Annotated in this window: 21 protein-coding genes and 1 tRNA gene; 4 read left to right on the forward strand and 18 right to left on the reverse strand. The window is 53.3% G+C overall.

The features are described 5' to 3' along the window. Positions 1 to 466: PLP-dependent aminotransferase family protein (locus AC2FGB_RS14925; RefSeq protein WP_496694203.1), on the forward strand; the 466-nt coding region annotated here is incomplete at its 5' end. A gap of 55 nt (positions 467 to 521) precedes the next feature. Here AC2FGB_RS14925 and AC2FGB_RS14930 read toward each other — a convergent pair. Then, positions 522 to 896, reverse strand: a complete 375-nt coding sequence (locus AC2FGB_RS14930; protein ID WP_282027770.1) for a hypothetical protein — start codon at positions 894 to 896, stop codon at positions 522 to 524. A gap of 49 nt (positions 897 to 945) precedes the next feature. On the opposite strand from AC2FGB_RS14930, the gene AC2FGB_RS14935 reads away from it, so the two are divergent. Continuing rightward, positions 946 to 1,746, forward strand: coding sequence for an alpha/beta fold hydrolase (locus tag AC2FGB_RS14935; RefSeq protein WP_496694204.1), 801 nt, complete (start codon positions 946 to 948; stop codon positions 1,744 to 1,746). A 48-nt stretch (positions 1,747 to 1,794) separates the two neighbouring features. Here the strand turns inward: AC2FGB_RS14935 and AC2FGB_RS14940 are convergent, their stop codons facing one another. The 14 genes from AC2FGB_RS14940 to AC2FGB_RS15005 all read right to left on the reverse strand — a co-directional run bounded on the left by AC2FGB_RS14940 (position 1,795) and on the right by AC2FGB_RS15005 (position 10,608). Continuing rightward, positions 1,795 to 2,166, reverse strand: coding sequence for a rhodanese-like domain-containing protein (locus AC2FGB_RS14940; protein WP_142638196.1), 372 nt, complete (start codon positions 2,164 to 2,166; stop codon positions 1,795 to 1,797). A 225-nt stretch (positions 2,167 to 2,391) separates the two neighbouring features. Further along, positions 2,392 to 2,477: transfer RNA gene (locus AC2FGB_RS14945), tRNA-Leu, on the reverse strand. Positions 2,478 to 2,847: 370 nt separating this feature from the next. After that, entirely contained in the window at positions 2,848 to 3,165 is a 318-nt protein-coding gene (locus AC2FGB_RS14950) for a hypothetical protein (protein WP_496694205.1), read from the reverse strand. A gap of 227 nt (positions 3,166 to 3,392) precedes the next feature. Continuing rightward, on the reverse strand, positions 3,393 to 4,022 hold the full coding sequence (locus tag AC2FGB_RS14955; RefSeq protein WP_496694206.1) for a virion core protein, T7 gp14 family: 630 nt from the start codon (positions 4,020 to 4,022) through the stop codon (positions 3,393 to 3,395). Positions 4,023 to 4,025: 3 nt separating this feature from the next. After that, entirely contained in the window at positions 4,026 to 4,307 is a 282-nt protein-coding gene (locus tag AC2FGB_RS14960; RefSeq protein WP_496694207.1) for a hypothetical protein, read from the reverse strand. Between the two features lie 101 nt (positions 4,308 to 4,408). Continuing rightward, positions 4,409 to 4,729, reverse strand: a complete 321-nt coding sequence (locus AC2FGB_RS14965) for a hypothetical protein (RefSeq protein ID WP_496694208.1) — start codon at positions 4,727 to 4,729, stop codon at positions 4,409 to 4,411. Then, positions 4,726 to 5,343, reverse strand: coding sequence for a hypothetical protein (locus AC2FGB_RS14970; protein WP_496694209.1), 618 nt, complete (start codon positions 5,341 to 5,343; stop codon positions 4,726 to 4,728). Before AC2FGB_RS14970 ends, AC2FGB_RS14965 begins: the two co-directional genes overlap by 4 nt. A 27-nt stretch (positions 5,344 to 5,370) precedes the next feature. Next, entirely contained in the window at positions 5,371 to 6,087 is a 717-nt protein-coding gene (locus AC2FGB_RS14975; RefSeq protein ID WP_496694210.1) for a hypothetical protein, read from the reverse strand. 23 nt (positions 6,088 to 6,110) lie between these two features. Continuing rightward, positions 6,111 to 6,590, reverse strand: coding sequence for a hypothetical protein (locus tag AC2FGB_RS14980; protein ID WP_496694211.1), 480 nt, complete (start codon positions 6,588 to 6,590; stop codon positions 6,111 to 6,113). A gap of 4 nt (positions 6,591 to 6,594) precedes the next feature. After that, positions 6,595 to 7,095 (reverse strand): hypothetical protein, encoded by a 501-nt coding sequence (locus AC2FGB_RS14985; protein WP_496694212.1) that lies wholly within the window; start codon positions 7,093 to 7,095, stop codon positions 6,595 to 6,597. A 93-nt stretch (positions 7,096 to 7,188) separates the two neighbouring features. Next, positions 7,189 to 8,493, reverse strand: coding sequence for a DEAD/DEAH box helicase family protein (locus AC2FGB_RS14990; protein WP_496694213.1), 1,305 nt, complete (start codon positions 8,491 to 8,493; stop codon positions 7,189 to 7,191). A gap of 189 nt (positions 8,494 to 8,682) precedes the next feature. Then, positions 8,683 to 9,297 carry a hypothetical protein gene (locus AC2FGB_RS14995; protein WP_496694214.1) on the reverse strand — a complete coding sequence of 205 codons (615 nt, stop codon included), beginning with the start codon at positions 9,295 to 9,297 and terminating at the stop codon, positions 8,683 to 8,685. A gap of 375 nt (positions 9,298 to 9,672) precedes the next feature. Then, positions 9,673 to 10,164 carry a hypothetical protein gene (locus AC2FGB_RS15000; RefSeq protein WP_496694215.1) on the reverse strand — a complete coding sequence of 164 codons (492 nt, stop codon included), beginning with the start codon at positions 10,162 to 10,164 and terminating at the stop codon, positions 9,673 to 9,675. Between the two features lie 54 nt (positions 10,165 to 10,218). Continuing rightward, on the reverse strand, positions 10,219 to 10,608 hold the full coding sequence (locus tag AC2FGB_RS15005; RefSeq protein ID WP_496694216.1) for a hypothetical protein: 390 nt from the start codon (positions 10,606 to 10,608) through the stop codon (positions 10,219 to 10,221). Positions 10,609 to 10,766: 158 nt separating this feature from the next. On the opposite strand from AC2FGB_RS15005, the gene AC2FGB_RS15010 reads away from it, so the two are divergent. Next, the gene (locus AC2FGB_RS15010; RefSeq protein WP_496694217.1) at positions 10,767 to 11,477 is read left to right on the forward strand and encodes a DUF6994 family protein; all 711 of its coding nucleotides are present in this window, start codon (positions 10,767 to 10,769) and stop codon (positions 11,475 to 11,477) included. A gap of 2,003 nt (positions 11,478 to 13,480) precedes the next feature. Here the strand turns inward: AC2FGB_RS15010 and AC2FGB_RS15015 are convergent. The 3 genes from AC2FGB_RS15015 to AC2FGB_RS15025 all read right to left on the reverse strand — a co-directional run bounded on the left by AC2FGB_RS15015 (position 13,481) and on the right by AC2FGB_RS15025 (position 17,404). Then, positions 13,481 to 15,364, reverse strand: coding sequence for an AAA family ATPase (locus AC2FGB_RS15015; protein WP_496694218.1), 1,884 nt, complete (start codon positions 15,362 to 15,364; stop codon positions 13,481 to 13,483). Between the two features lie 129 nt (positions 15,365 to 15,493). Further along, a complete protein-coding gene (locus tag AC2FGB_RS15020) occupies positions 15,494 to 15,991 on the reverse strand; it encodes a hypothetical protein (protein WP_496694219.1) in 498 nt (165 codons plus the stop codon). 315 nt (positions 15,992 to 16,306) lie between these two features. After that, positions 16,307 to 17,404, reverse strand: a complete 1,098-nt coding sequence (locus tag AC2FGB_RS15025; RefSeq protein WP_496694220.1) for a hypothetical protein — start codon at positions 17,402 to 17,404, stop codon at positions 16,307 to 16,309. Positions 17,405 to 17,687: 283 nt separating this feature from the next. On the opposite strand from AC2FGB_RS15025, the gene AC2FGB_RS15030 reads away from it, so the two are divergent. Next, on the forward strand, positions 17,688 to 18,914 hold the full coding sequence (locus AC2FGB_RS15030; protein WP_496708108.1) for a tyrosine-type recombinase/integrase: 1,227 nt from the start codon (positions 17,688 to 17,690) through the stop codon (positions 18,912 to 18,914). Positions 18,915 to 19,144: the final 230 nt, after the last annotated feature.

Genomic DNA, 19,144 nt, shown 5'->3' on the forward strand with positions numbered 1-19,144 from the left:
CAAGGCCGTGGCCTTTGGCGAAGCACTGCGACCCGAGTTCAAGGACTACATCGCCCAGGTGGTCACCAACGCGCAGGTCCTGTCGGACCAGTTGATCAAAGGTGGGCTGGACACAGTCACCCACGGCACCGATACCCACGTGGTTCTGGTGGACCTGCGCCCTAAAGGCGTCAAAGGCAACGCGACTGAAAAGGCACTGGGCCGGGCGCATATCACCTGCAACAAGAACGGTGTCCCGTTCGATCCCGAAAAACCGATGGTGACCAGCGGCATCCGCCTTGGCAGCCCCGCAGGTACCACGCGTGGCTTTGGCGAGGCCGAGTTCCGCCAGATCGCCGACTGGATCATCGAAGTGGTCGACGGTCTGGCCGCAAATGGCGAGGACGGTAACGGTGAGGTCGAGGCCAAAGTCAAAACCGAAGTCGCAAACCTCTGCGCCAGATTCCCTATCTATCCAAACTTGTAAGAATTCAGTCATCCAAGAACAAAACGGCGCCAATCCGGCGCCGTTTTTTTTGTGGTCAGATAAGCCCCTGCCACAACATGAAGATCAGCAACAAAGCAGAAAAGGCCAACAGGTTAAAAGTCAGCCCGCCCAGCATTCCCAGAAACCATCCCATCCTCCGATCCGCCAAATTGATACCCCCCAGATGTTTTTGAACCTCTTCCGAGGCCTGGATCAGTTTTGGATTGTCCAGCACAAGTCGCAGTTTTGGATGGGCCGCCATCTGCTCTGCTTGAGCCAGGACCATTGCCTGTTTGTATATCCGGCGCGGCAGTTGCCTTTTGGCCTTTTTGACCGAGGCGGTCAGCGTTTTGTCGCGCACACCCAACTTGTCACGCAACAGCTGTATGGTCTGCGCAATTTGGATTTGTATATCTGTGTCTTGCGGCATGCTGCGGCCTCCTGAGCTGACAGTTTACCCATGTGGAATAGGAGCCACAATGGGGCTGGCCGTTTCAGATTGCGGCGGGTATCACGGCTATATGCTGAACACGATCATACATGGTGAACCAACCGACAAGCCCCCTTTGCTGATCGCCCATGGCCTATATGGCTCGGCCCGGAACTGGGGGGTCATCGCCCGCCGGCTATCTGACGAGCGGCAAGTTGTGGCGGTTGATATGCGCAACCACGCAAACAGCATGTGGACGCATGACCATGGGTATTCCGATCTGGCGAATGATCTGGCCGAAGTTATCGACCAGTTCGGCGGACAGGCAGATGTCGTCGGACATTCGATGGGCGGCAAGGCATCCATGACTTTAGCCCTGCTGCACAGCGCAAAGCTGCGCAAACTGGTGGTGGCAGACATCGCCCCGGTGGCCTATAGCCACAGTCAGATTCAGTTTATTGAAGCGATGCGCGCGGTGGACCATTCTCGGGTCGAGCGTCGCTCGGACGCTGAACAACAACTGGCCGACAACGGAGTCGAAAAAGCCCTTCAGAGCTTTTTCACGCAGTCACTCGACATCAACGGACAGCGTTGGCTTTTGAACCTGGATACTTTGGCCTCTGAAATGCCCAAGATCATGGGCTTTCCTGAAATAGACGCATCCTGGGGTGGTCAAACACTGTTTTTGTCCGGGGGGGAGTCCGACTATGTGCTGCCTGAACATCGCTCTGTGATCCGCGGAATGTTCCCTTCGGCACGTTTTGCAAAAATACCTGGTGCAGGACATTGGTTGCATGCGGAAAAACCGCGTGAGTTCGAGGCCGCCGTCAGGACGTTCCTCAACGCCTGACCTGACCTCTCGAACGATCACAGCTCGGGTTCTGGCGTTTCCTATTGGCTAGGCGACTTCGCCCCCGCCATTCACCCAATCGACCAAGCCACCCAGGTTATAGACCTGCTCATACCCCATGTCCTGCAACAGTTTTCCCGCAAGGGCAGCGCGGCCACCCGAGGCACAATACAAGACAATTGGGCGATCTTTGCGAAGCTCTGGATCATGTGATTGCAGAGTGTCATCGGCCCGAAATTCCAACATACCGCGCGGGATATGATGTGACCCCGAAGCACGCCCTGTCTGCTGCAATTCCGCTGCATCGCGAATGTCCAGAAGCAGGCCACCTCGCTCCAGGATCTCGACCGCTTTGGCTCTCTGGATTCGCTCGACGGTGGAGTTCGCAGCTTCCATCATTTGTTTTACGGTCAACGGCATATGGTGTCTCCTGAAGAAATTTACGGGATGCTAACATGCAGGAACTGGAAGGTGTAGCCTGACAGGCCTTCACCTTAGGCTGGATAGATATTGGACATTTATTGCAGGACACCGATTTTTGCGCTGAACCAATCCCGGTATTCAATTCCCGCCGAACCCGAACCAAAGCAAACCGGGAGAGGTTCTGCTGCATCGAGACTTGAAAATCAATCAGGGCATCAGAGGTGGTGCGGGCGGTGGGACTCGAACCCACACGGGCATACGCCCTTCAGATTTTAAGTCTGATATGTCTACCATTCCATCACGCCCGCACAGCGCGTTGGGCCAGTTTTTAGGCTGAAAGCACCAGTAAGGCCATAAGGCTATGAACACAATGCGTTTCGCCGATGCAACTTGCGGAAATTCAATCGCCGCCTTTGACCACCACCCCATTTACGCAGGTCATCAGAAAAAGTCCTCGGAAAAACTCTTCGTTACGCAATTCGCCTGCGCTGTCCCAATCATTCTGACTTTTGGAAAATCAAGAAATAGAAAGAATCTTAGAGTGAAATGGTGCCCCCACACGATTTCAAGCCAAAAACAACTGATCGAGAAAATCACTTATTTTCAGCACCTTAATCGTTACGCTCCCCTGCCATCAGGGTTGAAAGTGTCCTAACGTCAGGGGTTTCTGTGTACTAATCAGGCGGTGCAAATGCCTGCTTTCTGATCAAGATATTCCACCAGAACACGATAAGCCGCGCTGTCGTGCCCGCGCTTGATCAGACCGACGCGCTTGCCTTTGATCTCTTCGAACGCTTCGGCCATCTGATCAGAGTTAAGCCAGCGGGTGTAACCGTCGTCTGGCTGCCCGTAATACTCTCGGGCCAACCCTCGGGCGACGATAGCGGCCTCTCTAGAGCGGAACCTTCCCATGTGCCGGAAGTTGCCATTGACCATGACAAAGGCTTTCCAGAGGCGGCGGCTGTGGTCCAATTTGATACCGGGAATGTCTTGCATGGTGGTCACTCTTCAGGGGTTTCTGGTGGGAATGTTGAGGGGTCGTTAGGGTTCGGCCTGAGGTTCTCTCGCGCTGCCACGAAGGCCGTGTGTTGGCGAGTTTCACCGTTTGGGTAACTGCCAGACAAAGGGCCTATGGTGTCAATCGAATTGCCCTTCACGTTGCACTTCGGGTTGAAGCTCTCGGCGTCCTTCACGTTGGGTCGATAAGTGGTCATTGCCTAACCTCACAGTTCGGGTTTCTGAGACGGGTCATCAGCCGGGGTATCCGCGATTGCCTTAAGGCGGTCCTTGTAGGCATCCAGCACACCAACTCCGGCTTGCAGGCCGTAGGACCAAGGGTTCGGCTTCTGCACGTTCGGAAGGCTGGAGACGGTTCGTGAGTAGTTGGTCCCTAGAGCTTCACGCTCGGCACCAATCTGTTCGACGCTGTTGTCGAGGTTCATGTTGATACGGTCACGGTTCGTCGCATGCTGGCCGTAGAGGTCACCGAGAAGAGCGTCGACGCTGAACCCGGTAACGCCGCTACCTGAGGCACCTACTTTGGCAGATGCGACGGCACGTGTAGCGGCGTTCTGGTGGTCTAGCTGTTGCTCAGTCGCGGCTGCAATCTCTTGTGATTGACGCAGATTGAGACGGTCAACACCATCGACCATATCTTGCCTTGCGATCTCTTTGATGTTGGCATTGGTGGCAGCCTGAGCCTCGGCTTGAGCGCTTGCTTGACCGTAGCCAGAGGCGGCACTTGCGACTGAAAGGCCAGCGGATACAGCAGAAGCGATGGATGCGACTTTGGCGGTCGGTGCCGCGAGACCAATCGCAGCTTTGAGGGCGGGTAAGATGAGGGGTAAGCTCATTGGTTATCCTTCGAATTGGGGAACCCCTGCCCGTAGCAGGACAAGGTAGGAACGGTTAAACTCGTCACGGGCTGCGGCCTTTACGCGCTCAGCAACGTCGAGGGTGGCTTTGGCTTCGACGTAGTCCAGTGCAGTCGCTTTGGCGTCCGTCTCGGAACCGTCGAACTCAGCCATACGGTGCGCCACGGCTTCAATTTCAACGCGGGCATCAGCAACCCTAAGGCCAGCCTCTCGAAGTTCCTTATGGGCTGCCCCTAGGGCGGTGATCATGTCGGTGTAGGTCATTGTGGTTTCTCTCTGAGACCCAGAACGCAGAAAGGCCCCAGCAACCACCACGGGGTAAACCGCAGTAGCCGCTCAGGGCCTCTTCAGGGGCGTGTTAGGGGTCAGTTGATGGTGGACGAAAGAGGTGCGTTTTCCTCATCCTCAGGGAACTCAGGCAGTTCATCAAGGGCGTCTTGCAGGGCGTTACTCTGCTGCGCCTTTGCTTTGGCTTCAGCCTCTTCCGCCTCACGTTTCTTGTCCTCTGAGTTCAGGAAACGGTGGGCTTCTGCTAACCAGCTAGCCTTAGGTTCAGAGCGCGAGATGACCTCACCAGTGGCAGCGTCAATCTCAGGGACACCATGCGTCAGGCCGTCGAGGAATTTCTCTCTCAACAGAACCCTGATTTGTTCGATGCCCCCATAGTGATCTTCACGTTCGCTCATTTGGAACCATACGCTTTCCGCTTGGCCTTAGTAGTCAGGGATGCAACCTGTGCCTCAAGCTCTGCTATCCGTTCCGCGTCGGACTTGGGAAGTTCCATGCCCTTTGAGGTGTCGACGTTCTGTGCGGCGATCTGTCGTGCCATGGATGCACGAAACTCGTTCATCTTGCGGTTCTCAGCTTCCTTAGCTGTCTTAACAGCCTCGGCTACAGGGTCGGCTGGGGGTTCTACTTCAGCGTATGAGTAGCCGTAGTAAGGGCTGTTCTCGCATCCGGTAGGGATAGGACCAGACACCCGTAGCACCCCGCTGCCACGACGTTCGAAGTGATATTCGATTTCGTCAGGTTCTCTAACTGTATGCACGGCGTTCAGGGCAGCCTCTTCGGCATCCTTAGCGCGTTGGTTTAGGAGTTCCTTGAAGGCGTCCTGAACGACGCCCTCGGTGCCACCAGCGCGCAGGCGCTCTTGTTTCAAGCGTTCAGCCGTGGCTTCAGCTTCCTTGGCCATGCTTTCGGAGAGTTCCTTAGCGGCCACGTCACGGGCTGCACGTTGTTCTTCTGCCTTAAGGTCATACGAGCGGATACCTTGGGGCAGGAATTGGTCTTGTTCATTCATGGTTAGTTTATCCTTTTGGGGGTTGGTTTAGGAAGTGGCTTTGTCCAGCACGGCCTTGACGCCAGCCATAGAGCCGTCAGTCAGGAATTGGCCGAAGGCCTCCTTTGCTTGTGCGTGGAGTTCGGGGTCATTGGACACAACTTGCTCAAGCATGTTCAGGTCGTACCCAGCGGTGGTGATCTGTTCGGCTAGGTAGTCCCGTCCATCGTCGATAAAGTCGGCAACGTCGTTGACCACGACCTCAACTTTGTCGTCATCTGCATCGCCCATAGCGTCTCGAATGGCGTCAACGTCGATAAACCCGTCGGACATGATGGTCTGACCAATTATTTCGGCGGTGGCGGCCTCGCCCATCTCATTCACCAGATGGTTGACGATGTCAGTGTTCTCTTCACCCAGCAACTCGTCCAAATCATGCGCACCCAGAGCTTCGTTAGTGGCGTCGTCATCATCACCTTCTGAGGCTTCGTTAAGGGCTTCCTGAGGGGCTTCCTCAAGTTGTTCCTTGGTCACCAGACCAGCAGCCAGAGCGGCCTCCACAGAAGTACGGCTTGATGGGTTGCCGGGTTCGATCTCTACAGTGGGAATGCCGCCAAGGTTATGGACGGTCGCAGCGACGTTGGTCGGTGCCGAGGGTACAGTTGTGGTGAACTCGCTTCCACCAGTAACGCTACCTTCGGCTTTGATGCCTTGGGTAACAGCGTCCAAGTTTGAAACGTCAATGATGTCTGAACGCAGGTCCATGTTCGTATCCTTTCAGTGTTGGGTTATGCCCGTGCATTCTCTCGGGCGATGCGGTTGAAGTTCTGGCGTTTGCGCTTATCGACGTCCTGCTTGACCTGTTCGACTTGTTCAGGAGCGATCTTTCCAGCCTCTAGTTCAGCGTTCAGGCGTTCCTCTAGGGACGGCCCAGAGTTGGGTGCTTTCATGCCCGTGAAGTGACCCTTGGCGTTGCCGTAGATCGTTCGCAGTAAGCCGTTGCTAATGTCCCCGCGCAGGTCCACTTGCTCAGCGTCAACGCCAGCTTGAGCGGCGAAGTGAATGCGGGTGCGGTCGTATAAGGTGATTGGGTCAACGTGGCTTACAATCACCTTCCAAGGTGCTTGCTTGTGGTCGCGCCATTCAAAGGAATACAGGTCGGCATCCTGTGCCTTGGTGATTTTCCAGTAGTCATCACCGCTGTACTCGGAGGATTGTGTCTGTTTGCTGTTGGGACGGTTCGCCACAACGATGCGCTTGGAGTTCATGGTTTTATCCTTTGGTGGGAAGTGTGTCGCTGAATACGTCGTCATCAGAGGCAGCAATGGCCTCCAAACCCTTCGCCATGAGACCCGAGACAATCTCTTGATTTCCGAGTTCAAACGGAATTTCGGGGTGTGCCTCGGCAAAGCGCTCACGAATGATGTCCAGCAAGACATACGTGGTTGGCTTCAACCTCACGGGCACGTTCACGGGTAGCTTGTAGCCCTCATAGCCAAGAGCTGAACGGCGATCTCTCATCTTGTCCAGTATGCGGCCCACTTCAACGTCCCCGAACATGTCCCTGAGGGCGTTCTCTAAGCGGGTCGTTTGGATGCGCCTGATGGGATGACTGTTGGACTTCAGCGATTTGAGTTCAGCCTCGGCCTTTTGCGTCGGTGTCATGTACCGCTCACGGGCGAACTCGGTCCGGGCCTTACGGCCTTTGAGTTTGCCGGGGACAAGCACGCGCTTCTTTGGTCCTGTCCTAGTTGGAACCATAGGTTTAGGCATGGGGTTATCCTTTCGAAATAGAAAAGGCCCCACCTTCGGTCAGGAAGGCAGGGCCAAGAATTTGGTTGTGATGGTGAACCTGACGGGGTCCGCTTAGGCAGCTATCGGCAGGTGTTCAGGTTGGGCTGAGTTGAGCCATTCGGTCAGGATGCGCCTCATCCTTTCAGACGGGACATAGACTGTGACGGGTTCTCCAACGCGAACACGGGAACGATAGAGCCATTGCACCAACTCGGTCAGGGCATACTGTTCGCCCCATTTGTCCGGGTCCTTCTTCAAGTAGCTGCACAGGACGGGATTAGGGTGCTGATCGTACAGGTAGAAGGCATGCGAACAGTTGATGTAGTCGTTGATGCCTCGGGTCTGGTTGGCAACCCACTGCAGACCGCCCTTCACTTTCCACTGCCCGTCTGTCTCAGACCAGCGGCCATACAGTCCGGTGCTTTTCATCATCGCACTGGCCTTCCTGCGTTTGTCGGCACCACCATCGAAGTAGAGGTTGGCCGCGCAGGTGATCATGATGTCTTCCTTCGGGGTGTCCCTGAGGGGGCCGTCAAAGTACATCTTGCGGAGCTTGCTACCCAGCGTCTTAGCGACCCCGGTAGACAGGCCCTTTGTCTGACCGCTATGGGTCAACTTCATGGGCTTCCCTTTGACGGTCGGCAGGTCCATCGTTTCGACGGTGATCAGGTCGCGCTGGGCGCATATCCAGTCAGCTTCCCCTACCCACTTCTGGACCTCATAAGGCGCATCTATCCGGTCGAGATAGGCCGCGATCATACTGCCCTCAGTCAGATAGGTTAGAATTTTGAGGCTTGAGGGTGCTGTTAGGAGTGCCGTGGGGATTGCCAGAACGATAGGTCGACCATCCTCAGCAACGAACAGGCGACCCCTTGAGGCTTCGTTCAACAACCGCCCCAAGGTCCCCGTAAGTCCGGTGTTGGTCATGTGTTGAAGCCACAACGGGTTCGGACTGACTTTTCGTGTGAACGGGTCAACGCTGGCAAAGCCTGTATCCAGCACCTGTTCCTGAAAATTGCGCTTGCTGATGGCAGGACCAATCTCAAGAGGCGTCGGGCATTCGTCGATGACCAGACGGTAGCGGGACAGAAGTCCAGCCCGCGCCAGATGCTCAAGGCGGATGTAAAGCGCGTGGGTACAGACAATGTTCATGCCAGACTGAAGCAGTCCCTCAATGTCTATCGTTTTGTTGTTGCCCTCGGGGACCATGAGCATGGCCTCAGGTGCCCCTGAAACTATTCTTTCGACCTCTGACAATCTCGGGGTCACCACTAGGACAGGCATGTGCGTGTCCGGGTTCCATTGTTTCAGTTCGTTAATGAGGTCGGTGGTCTTTCCCGTTCCGCAAGGACGGTCAATGAAAGTGATCTTGGTCATGTCTACCTTCCTTATGGTGACAGGGATGGGGGGATGTGGATCGATAAGGGAAAGGCGGCGGGCATCCCGAAGCACATATCTAGGACGCCCGCCAAGGTCCCCTCGCGGCCAAAGGATAAGAAAAGCCGATAGGGGGAGATCAAACTATCAAGTATTATTCTACTGTGGGTGTGATTGGTAAGGCCCTGTTTACACGCCACTTTCACATGGGTTCTTGGGTAAGGCACGGTTTCCCTTGTCGAACTCAGTAATCAGCCTCGCCTCAACGTCTGATGTATCCAGACCAACAGCCATCTCCCGTGCCTTGAGTGCCGCCTTGTTCATCTGGTCGAACCAGTCAGGGTTCTCTTCGCGGGGTGGTACCTCGGCCTTCAGTTCGGCTTCAAACTCGGCTGCCCTTTGTTGTCGCCACTCGGCAATCTTCATGGTCACCCATTGGTGGCGGCGCTCGGCAAGCTCATTGGCAGCCTTCTGTTCTGCCCAAACCTTCTTCATGGTTTCGCTGCGCTTTTGGTTAGTGGCAGCTTGCTTGGCTTCTCGCCCAATCTGCAGCTTGGTCAGGGGCTTCCTGTTCTTCGCGTGTTCCTTCTCTTGCTTTCGCGTTTGCTTCGGCATCAAGGCACGGCACAGGGCCACTCGGGATTTGCTCATGTAGACCTTCCGGCACAGTTCTTCGCGCTCTAACCTCGGCTTGTGTTTCATCTTTCTGGCCTTCCAGAGGTTGGCGAAGGCGTCCTGCTGGGGCCGGGTCAGTGGTTTGCAGCCCATGCTCTGAGGCGTGGGCATAGTCCATGTGTCTGTCATGGTATCCTTTGGGTGATGTTGGGGGTGGCCGTCAGGGGCACCTTGGCTGCAATGGCGACGGTTCTGTGCATGCAATAGTGTGGGTGAATTACCTATTGGCCTGCTGAAGTGGGCGTAACTGCATGGCTTCACGAGCGTTTTCAGCCGAGGTCTGTGGCAACCTTCCGGGTGCCTTATCAGCAATCGTGACCGTTCTGTTTGTGCTAAAGTGGGGGTGTTTCACTAACTGCGCCCGCTGAAATGCTGTAAGCTGCTGTACACGCTCAAGATTTCTTAGAGATTTATGGGATGCGTTCGGCGCTCTCTTAACCGCTACAGAAAACCATAAAGGCAGCCCTAAGGCCGCCCCTACGTTAGTCTAATCTAGGTCTGTACTTATTCGCCGCTTGGCAAAGGAGGAAGCGAGTTAAAGACTTTGTCGCTCCACTCTTCGGCTTGTTCCAGTCTTTCCTGTTCATCAGCATCAAGGCGCATGTCCTCTCCATAGGGACAAAATTCACTAGAAAATTCTTGGAATACGGTAATGGTTTCTCCAAGCATACGAAGGGCTTTGGCGCGTTCGGGTTCCGCGTGGTCTGGCCACTTAACCCCTTGCAGAGTGCTGTTGATTGCCCAGATCATCTTGCTTGTCAGTATCAGGTGCGCCCAATGCATCCCTTCATATCCTACGCGGGGCAGTCCCATGTATTGCGCTGCGGCTTCGTCTGCGTCTGCTTGCATCGGGGCGATTACACTATCTTTCATCTTGGGTTCCTTAAGCTGTTTCTGACCCCTATCTAGGCAAATAGAAACGAGGCGCAAGGCATTATTTTTACTAACTTTTCTTTGATTTTGGCGATTGGTGACATACAGGTCACTGGTGCCCACGGAAGCCCCTGAAAGCGTTGATTGCGCAGGGGACTAGGTGTCTTGTGCAGGGCATTAAACTTTTTTGTGAAGGCGGGATTGAGCCGCCCTCTTCTCCCCTTCAGTGGCCGATGGGTCATCCCTTAGGGCACGCAGACGTTCGACCTTACGGAGATCGTCGAGGGTCGCCGCTCGGGTGTCGGGTTTAGGGGCTGCCTTGGTCTTCCCGATGGCGAGGACCTCGCGTATGGATGAGCAGGCATCAAATGCGAAACGTGTTTCGTTTTTGGCTTCCGCAACCTTGATGTACTGCTGTCCCATTCGTACAGTGAACGTACAGTTCTGCTCGACCCACGGGATGAACTCCCCGTGTTTCAACTCAGCCTTCACCGCGATCAGTTCCTCTCCGATGTACGCAGCGATTTCCTTAGCTGTGCGGCCTAGTGACACCACTTCACGGTGCATTTGGTTGACGGCCTTAGCGCGCTAGGCGTCAGCCGTCAGGGCTACCCCTGTCGTCATGTCCTGAGGTATTTTTGATCGTGGTATTTAAGTGTACTACTGGGGAATACGGGACGGCGTCTTACGGCAGTCTAGGCGGTGTCAATGTTAAGAGGATTGTTGTGACAATAGCTTTGGATACTTCGTTCGATTTCTACACAGACACACCGCGCGGAAAAGACCCGGACCAATTAAGTCCTACTCTTCGAAAGTACCACAAGCTGCTTTGGAGCAAGCCGCTGCCAAACGGGACCGTATTCGAGCTTATGGACGACACGCCAAACATATATTTGCATCACAAATCGCGCTTGGGAGAGTTTACTCTGTCCAGCGATGCAATCACCCATACTTATAGCAAGACCAAAAAGGCCGCTGACGCTGTGGGGAAAATCGACCCCGACGAAATGGCCTCATTCTTCTCTCTGTGTAGTACAATCGGTGCATATACCATTTTTCCCGGCAACAAGATTGATGGAAAACTGACGATCAATGGCGCACGAGGTCTCAACGCTAAGATTGGTGATAGGTTTGACCTGACTTTGGAGTGCATTCGCCTGCACTACTTACAACGTGAAAACCCACTCTCAGAGCCACTGAAAAGATACTCAGACTTCTTCAATCTGTTTGAGAGTTTTCGCGGTTACGTTGAATTTTTCTTGTTACAGGATTTGGTTTCTGAGGATTTCGGCGAAGTGAAATTTCATCTACCATTCGACGGCTTCAAGTCCTCCCCCTACCCAAGTGGCCTTGGAGACTATCACTCCTACAAACCAAATGTTGTTGCCTTCGTGACCGCTCGAAACCGAAGGATGTTACAGTCCATCTCTGATTGATGCCTGCTTAACAGATAGACCCAAGGCACCCCTCACTCCACCAGAAGGGCACCTTAAGTCTCACCCTCCCCGCGTTACCCGAGAGTGCCAGAAGCAGCAGAACCCCCTGCCCGCACCTTCTTGTGGTTCGTGAAGGTCAGCCTGAACCGCCTAACGTCAACGAAGGTTTCTCCCGGTCCCTCACGGGTCACCTTAAGGGGCGTTTTGTCCGGGTAACGCTCAATGAGCAAATCATAGGGGCCGACGCAAAAGTCAAAGAGGATCATTCTACTATTCCTATTATTGGTAGTGCTGCATTAACTCGATGCAACGCATAGATGAGTCCTCAAGGAATTGCCGTCAACCCCTTATTTTTATTGCGTTTTCGGGAATTTCCCGCAGGTGGAGCGGTACAGTTTTCTGAGTTCAAGAGCGCTGCGAGGTGACCCACTGGTTGACGCTTCACGACGCGAACTCACCACGCGGCTATGGCACACGAGGTTATCCAAGTGTGTTCTGCGAAGTCAGCCTTTACGTCTGTCCCTAATGATCGGGTACAGGATGCCGACAAGGGCTGCTATGGGTACGACCACCCAGATAACGTCTCTAATAAAATATCGGCTGATGTCGGTAGTAAGCTCTAGCTGCCTTGCAAAGTCTGTCCCGAAGGTGAGAACTAGGAAGGCTGCCAAAAGGATGTTGAGGTTTCGCAAGGTGCAATCTCCGCTTGTGTCTAGGGAAGACTTACGACCCTGTAAGGCGATCTTCAATGCTCTCTTATTGTGGTTGTCGATTTGCTGAGCAATGTGTTCGATCTGCTTGATCTTCTTAAGTGTAGCTAAGGCCGCTACTGCGGTACCCGGCGGCGTCACTTCACGGTAAATGATGACGAGCCACCTATCGATCACCAAACATGATACCTAAAGGTGTTATATTACGGGGACCTGAAGGGTACCTGAGGTGGCGGCTTAGGTGTCTGCTGGAGGTACGCTGGTCTGTACGCCCCTTTGCACAGATGCCCAGCCGCTCAGGAAAAAGACCGACCTGCCCTGCGCCCTGAGGCTGCCCTAAGTTCCCCCGGCTGGTGCCTGATGATACACGATTAGGACACCTCATGTGGCGTCAGGTGATTTACAATCCTCGGCATACTGGCGCGAAGACCAATGAAACAAGGGGTCTGGTGTTAATGCGTTGACGCGCAGCGGTGACATGGTGCCCACGTTCGGCCTCAAAAAGTAGACTGAGGTGTTCCCTGATGGCTGCGCGAAGAGGCAACGATGGGGGCACCGGGGGGTACGCGCGGCATCTATATCTATCTCTGCCACTCACAATTTTACGCCAAAAATAAGGAACGCTGATGGTGGGAAAGGCCATGGAAGAAATGAGCATTTAACCAACCTCACCAACACCTTAGCAGCACCTTTGGGGCCACCTCTACGGTCAGCTATTAGGCTCACTCGTTGGTTCCGCAGGTCGATGATCCTGAACGCTTCTACTTTAGGTAGCCTGTAGGCTTGCTCTGGGGCTTCCTGAGGGGTTTGTGATAGTGGGTTAAGGTTCGACCACTCTCATCAACCAATCAAAGCCGAAAGGCTCTAGGGTGCCCCTGATGGTTTGCCTGAATAATTCAGGTACCCTATCAGGTGCTAACCTTAAGATGCAGACTTACCTGTTCGTTCGAACATGGTGATTAAGTATTAGCCGGAAGTGATGGAAAGCAATCATCCATCCTCAAGTGGTCTTTCGGAGCGAAAGCGACCCTTGAGTGTCCCCTGATGGTACCCCCTTTAGAAGGGACTGAACTAAAACTTTTATCTAACGGGAATGGGGCCTTATGCGCCTTATTTATATAGCAAAAATTGACCCCTAGGAGAGTTCATCTCTCCCGACGCCATTAAGTCGACCATCCAGTGCCGAATCTGCGGGGGTTAGCAGTGGACGCAGGGGGGCGGTTTGAAGCTACCTTATCATCGCCCCTATGAATGACGCGGCGCGTCCAAGCTGACATTTCGCTAAGCCGCATTTCACAGAAGCTTATCGAATAGAGATTTCCAACGAGCTATGTCATCAGCGTCCGTGTGCCGGTCCGCGTTCGCCAGAAGCTTCTCTTTTACCCCCAGTGCCAGTTTAACCTTCCACCCTTGCTCCAACTCGAAACCTTCCGTGTCGGCCCAGTTCTTTATTTGCGGGATGATGGGTTTCTTAGGGTCGTGGGCGTCTTCAAAATACTGTTCAGCACGTCTCTCCATTCGGTCAAGCACTTGGATTATTAGGCTAGCAGGTATGAGGTCTTCGATCTCTGTCCCTTTAAGGTCATCAAAAACGTCATCCGTTTCCAGCACACGGGTCTTTACATCAGAATAAGTGTCGCTGCGTAGAGACTTGATTGCCTGTTTTCCGGCAGCGTCACTATCCAGAAGGACCAGCGGGAGTTCATCGTCCCGCCCGGAGAGAATTGAAGCAATGATCTTTGCCGTTTTGGCACCACCGGACGGAGGGAAGACCAACTCAGATTTTGGTGCGATCTTTTTCTTTCCGATCAGAATACTCTTGATAGCAGTCAGGTAGTGTTGATCTGAAGGACCCTCCACGATGATCGGTTTGCAGCCTAGAAGCAGACTTTCCGCAACAGTCAAGTTAAGGGCGGAATGAACCGCGTAAGTCGCTCCCTTGTCCTTTAGCCCTTTCGCCCCTCTCTTAGTGCCTAGATCGCTTGACGCATGAGTGCTGCCATCATCACCCACAAACACCTTTCGAACACGATCCAGACGATCTGCGTCAATCATAAATGGAGAGTGGGTCGTGAAGATGAGTTGGTTTGTTTTTGCTAGGTTATTGAAAAACGCTGTCAAGTCCCGCTGCGCAAGCGGGTGCAACGAATGTCCGGGTTCATCTAACAACACAATCGCATCTTCATGCGTGTCCTCGGTTTCATATGTAAAGACCAAGAAAAAGCTGAGGAACCACTGGAGACCAGCGCTCCGGTTCTCAAGCTCAATTTCTTCAGGGCGACGGCTATCCGCTACCATAATTCGGAAATAGTTACCGTCGGCCACCAACCTAAACCTATAGTCACCCTGTTTCCACCAATCGGCGAAACTTGTGGTCAACTTGGATGAAGCAGATTGCAACAGAGCCAAACGCTCACGAAGTTGCCTGTCGTCTTCCTGAATTTGATCTTCAGTTTTGTCTGTTAGGTTTCCAATCCTATGGCCTTGTTGGTTTACTCGCTCCACCACCCCTGTGGAACGAGCAAGTTCCAACATTTCCTCAGCGCTAAGGCTCACCAGATCGAACAAGACCTTAAGAGTTCGAGTTTTCGCAGCCTCACGCTGCCCCAAATCATCACGGGCCATGTTTTCGACGACGTGCGGGAGGAATATTTGATCATCTAAGTTGCCGTAATTGGAGTAGTACACAAAACACGGAAGCCGATCTAAGAAACGACGCCAAAGGCTTGGCCCTTTTTTGGGTTCTTCGCCTTCAGCTTCCGCAGGTTTCTCGAGTTCAGGGTTGTAGGTGTTAGTTAAGTTAACGTCTGGAAAATCTGGAAACTCAAACCCGTATCCTCCGTCGAAGTTTCTTCGAGCTATGACAGTAGCACCTTCCTTGACATCTACTCCGTAGTCGTTCGCAATTTTGACGTCGTCTGCGTCCATCTCAAACTTGCAATATATGAAGCGATGTGATGCCGGGTCGTTTCGCATTTCCGCGTACCGACTGCGTGGCATGTCGTCCAAGTGGCTAATCTCACCGGCAGCAGTTGGATTAAACTTCCAAAGAGGGAGTAAAAGGTTCGTTTTTCCCGCTTCATTTTCGCCAATCAAGGCAGTTACATCGGAAACATCGATCCAGCCACTATCAGTTACTGAACGGAAATTGGATACGCGAAATTGCTTTAACTTCATTTGTCTCTCTAATTCTCAAACTCAGCAGATAAGATTGCATTCTGGTATAGAACCAAAATACCGTGACTAGACAAGTCACCTTAGGGTCGTTGGTAGCGCTAAGCGCTCAATGGGTGTCGTATGTGTAAACTATTCGAAGACGCCCCTTTCGACCCAAGTCTTGATTGTGACTTTCATAAAGTCCAGCGCATACGTGTTGAAGTTTTTTGGTGTCCACATCAGGTATGGCTGAGCAGGTAATCCCATCGGACTAACGAACCCTATGTCCATATCTCTATTTGGGTTGTTTACTTCTGCAAAGAAGGTGGCGTCGATATATCCAACGCAAGTACCGTTACTCAGTCTTTCCCCATTCACATTGATCCAAACCGCGATACCATCCTCAGTCAGCAATGGGTTTGGATCACCCTCTTGAGCAACTGGCTCGTCAACCACGTTGAAACCTGCCAGCCTCAACTGGTCCTCAGTGTAGGTTGTTACCTCCCCTATATTCGTCCAACAGCCATGCTTCGCAAAATCGGTAACTTTAACCCAAGCCTTATCGAAGTCTTCCGGGGCGTAAACTTTTGTTTCTGAGGCCGCAGGGGTCGCGATCAAAAGCGCGGCAGCAATTATTTTGGTTTTCAATATGTTGTCCGTTATCTGCTTTTTGTGTCTTGTGCACGGTACAACGTTTGATTGAGCAGGCCTAGAGGCCCTACTCAGTGACTTTTGGTCGCTCTTAAAGCCCAGCCTTCACTAGCCACTCACGAACCTGTTCAGTCCGTTCATCGCCACCATAAACACTCGCCCCTTCACCCCGGATTGAGTGACCTAAACAGCGGTCAATGATTACCTGCTCAGCACCAGCCGCGCGCAGTTTGGAAGCCGCCCTATGGCGAAGACCATAAGTAGTGTTTTCGATGCCAAGCGGCTTGATGTGTTTGGTGTTAAGTAGCTGGGTCAGGCTGTCAGCGCCTCTCTCACCACGGCTGTAACGCGCGAACAATGCGTCTCAGCAGGCTCACCTTCCCCGGCCAACCTTAGCGCCTCTCTGGCAGCCTCCTGAGCGCTGGGTGTAAGCGGTACATCACGGTCCCTGCTCTGGGTCTTAAGCGCTCCACGCAAACCGTTCGCTCGGATGTGGATGACACCGCGCTCAAGGTCAACGTCCTGCCGTTCTAGAAAGCAGAGTTCCTTAGCATGAACACCAAGGCTCATCAGGTTCCATATGGGCCAAAGCTCGGACGACATCGGCTTAAGGCGTTCTGAGACCTTGGCAAACTCATCGTCACTCAAGGGTTTCCTTTTGTCGGCCTTTCGGGTGGACGCTTTGGGCAACTCAATGCCATCCAAAGGGTTAGCCACTTTGCCTGCCAGATCGTTCTCACGCAGGGCCAAGGTGATGAGCGCTGAGGCTTGCCCTACTTCTCGCTTTATTGTGTCGGCGCTGAGTGGTTCCCCATTGCTCTTCCGATGGGATTTGTAATGGTCGACCAGATCGCGCCCATGAGCGCGCTTGAGCTTTTCTAAGGGCAACTTATCCAATGGCCCCCACACAGCCTTCAGTGTCCCCGCTAGGCGGTCCAAACGGGTGCGCTTGGCCTTATTGTCAGCGCAGCGAAGCGTTCGGTACATGGCTACGCCATCGGCCACTGTAGGAGCAGGTGGTTTGGCCTTGGGGTTGGTGAGGATTTCCTTGACCATCGGGTCGGGAGTGGTTTCTGCAAGGTGACCGCGTAACCAAGGGTCGTCTTCATCCAGACCTTTAACGCCCTCCAACAGTCCCGCAGCTTTCAGGGCAGCCTCATGGAACTTTTGACCGGGAGTTCTAGCGTCCAATCCGGCCAGCCGCTCACGCATTGTTTGAACGGTTTTCTCGAACATAGCGTCAATAGCCGCATGTTCCTGCACCATCTTCGAGCCAAATTTGTTCTTCAGGAACACAATCAAGGTAGCGCTGTCCATTTGATCAGCGATGTCCTTAGGCCAACGGCGACGATACCGCAGGGTCTTTCCGCCACGCAAACTGTCCAGATGCTTCAGCTTGTGATTCACCATATTCTCACCTCTGTGTATTTAAGGTGCCCTCATTTGTGTCCTAATTTCCGGGCTGATAACCCAATGAAATAAGGAAATAAAGGCTATGAGGTGATGATAGTGGTGCCCCCACACGGCATTGAACAAATCCACCACAATGCGTCAGGACTCCTCCGTGAAACCATTTTTCCTGAAATAAAACAAGGTTATTATCTAAGCAACGGTCTCTATGCCTCATGACGCGCCTTGAAACCGCATAGAAAAGAGGGGATAAAACAGGGGATATTTAAAGTTGTGAGGGGATATGGCCGGATCACTCTACAAATTGAGCGCGGCAAAGGTCCGCAGTGCCGGACCCGGCAAGCACAGTGACGGTGGGGGGCTTTACCTTTATCGACTTACCACAGGGGACCAATGGGTGTTTCGTTTCACCTATTCGGGTAAGCGCAAAGAGATGGGTTTGGGCGGTTATCCCGGCGTGACTTTGGCGCAGGCTCGTGAAATGGCTGACGCTCACCGGGGGATCGTCAAGCGTGGTGGCAACCCTATTGAAGTTCGCAATGCAGAAAAAGCGCAAGCCGTTGCTAACCAGATTGCAACCGACCCCACACTCCGCGAAGAGAGACTGTTGAAGAACATCGCGCCTTTAGCCTTCGAAGCCCGCAAAGCGCAGCTGAAAGATAACGGGAAAGCTGGGCGTTGGTACAGCCCAATTAAAACACACATCCTGCCTTACTTGGGTGAAAAGCCCGTCGAGGATGTCACGGGCACCGCTATCGCCGACGCCCTCCGCCCGATATGGCACACCAAGACGGATGTCGCCCGGAAAGCTTTGACGCGCCTGAAAGCCTGTCTGAGCTATGCCAGAGCCAAGAAATACGAGATTGACCGCCACGCCATCGAAGACGCCCGAGAACTTCTAGGCAAGCAAGTGCATAAGGCAAAGAATATACCATCGATGAACTGGCGGGACGTTCCAGTGTTCTATCAGAGCCTCGACGGCGGTGGCACAGTTCAACTTGCCTTACAGCTTTTGATCCTAACGGGGTTGCGATCTCGACCGATAAGATTCGCAAAGACGAACCAGATTAAGGGTAATGTCTGGATTGTTCCGGCAGAATTGGTCAAAGGTCCGCGCGGCAAGACCGATGACTTTCGGGTGCCATTGTCCAATGAGGCACTTCGGATCGTTGATAAAGCACGTGAAACCGCCCGCGATGGATATTTATTCCCCGGCGTCCGCAGAGGCGTAATCAGCGACGCCAGCATGTCCCGACATATGGAGCGGTTAGAATTGGAGGCGCGCCCACACGGCTTCCGTGCCAGCTTCAGGACCTGGGCCGACGAAGCGACCAAAACAGACTATGAAATTAAGGAAACTGCGATCGGGCACAAGGTTGGGTCAGCCGTCTCACGCGCCTACCAAAGGTCCGACTATTTTGACCAAAGACTTTTATTGGCGGAACGCTGGGCAGCGCATGTGACTGGCAAGAATGCTGACGTCATTTTCAATTTGAGAGGTGTCAAATGAGGGCAGATAGGTGCAGTGCAACCATCGGCTACTCTCAAAAATATACTTAAATAATAATAGTGTAGCTTCGCGCAATCAACATATTGAGGTGTACACAACAAAGCGATAACGTACTTGCGTCAGTATCCCTCGGGAGAACGCATAAATACAGCGAGGGCGCTTGTCTCGCCAAAGTCAGAGCGCCCTCACTGCTGAAACCGAAACCAACTAGCAGAAGGCCCGGAATAGTA

Source organism: Ruegeria sp. CDSC021 (assembly GCF_059610845.1).

What these genes read in the sequence shown, in the direction of transcription:
- AC2FGB_RS14930 (WP_282027770.1), bottom strand. Translation starts at nt 896, where the DNA reads ATGCCGCAAGACACAGATATACAAATCCAAATTGCGCAGACCATACAG.
- AC2FGB_RS14935 (WP_496694204.1), top strand. Translation starts at nt 946, where the DNA reads ATGGGGCTGGCCGTTTCAGATTGCGGCGGGTATCACGGCTATATGCTG.
- AC2FGB_RS14940 (WP_142638196.1), bottom strand. Translation starts at nt 2,166, where the DNA reads ATGCCGTTGACCGTAAAACAAATGATGGAAGCTGCGAACTCCACCGTC.
- AC2FGB_RS14950 (WP_496694205.1), bottom strand. Translation starts at nt 3,165, where the DNA reads ATGCAAGACATTCCCGGTATCAAATTGGACCACAGCCGCCGCCTCTGG.
- AC2FGB_RS14955 (WP_496694206.1), bottom strand. Translation starts at nt 4,022, where the DNA reads ATGAGCTTACCCCTCATCTTACCCGCCCTCAAAGCTGCGATTGGTCTC.
- AC2FGB_RS14960 (WP_496694207.1), bottom strand. Translation starts at nt 4,307, where the DNA reads ATGACCTACACCGACATGATCACCGCCCTAGGGGCAGCCCATAAGGAA.
- AC2FGB_RS14965 (WP_496694208.1), bottom strand. Translation starts at nt 4,729, where the DNA reads ATGAGCGAACGTGAAGATCACTATGGGGGCATCGAACAAATCAGGGTT.
- AC2FGB_RS14970 (WP_496694209.1), bottom strand. Translation starts at nt 5,343, where the DNA reads ATGAATGAACAAGACCAATTCCTGCCCCAAGGTATCCGCTCGTATGAC.
- AC2FGB_RS14975 (WP_496694210.1), bottom strand. Translation starts at nt 6,087, where the DNA reads ATGGACCTGCGTTCAGACATCATTGACGTTTCAAACTTGGACGCTGTT.
- AC2FGB_RS14980 (WP_496694211.1), bottom strand. Translation starts at nt 6,590, where the DNA reads ATGAACTCCAAGCGCATCGTTGTGGCGAACCGTCCCAACAGCAAACAG.
- AC2FGB_RS14985 (WP_496694212.1), bottom strand. Translation starts at nt 7,095, where the DNA reads ATGCCTAAACCTATGGTTCCAACTAGGACAGGACCAAAGAAGCGCGTG.
- AC2FGB_RS14990 (WP_496694213.1), bottom strand. Translation starts at nt 8,493, where the DNA reads ATGACCAAGATCACTTTCATTGACCGTCCTTGCGGAACGGGAAAGACC.
- AC2FGB_RS14995 (WP_496694214.1), bottom strand. Translation starts at nt 9,297, where the DNA reads ATGACAGACACATGGACTATGCCCACGCCTCAGAGCATGGGCTGCAAA.
- AC2FGB_RS15005 (WP_496694216.1), bottom strand. Translation starts at nt 10,608, where the DNA reads ATGCACCGTGAAGTGGTGTCACTAGGCCGCACAGCTAAGGAAATCGCT.
- AC2FGB_RS15015 (WP_496694218.1), bottom strand. Translation starts at nt 15,364, where the DNA reads ATGAAGTTAAAGCAATTTCGCGTATCCAATTTCCGTTCAGTAACTGAT.
- AC2FGB_RS15025 (WP_496694220.1), bottom strand. Translation starts at nt 17,404, where the DNA reads ATGGTGAATCACAAGCTGAAGCATCTGGACAGTTTGCGTGGCGGAAAG.
- AC2FGB_RS15030 (WP_496708108.1), top strand. Translation starts at nt 17,688, where the DNA reads ATGGCCGGATCACTCTACAAATTGAGCGCGGCAAAGGTCCGCAGTGCC.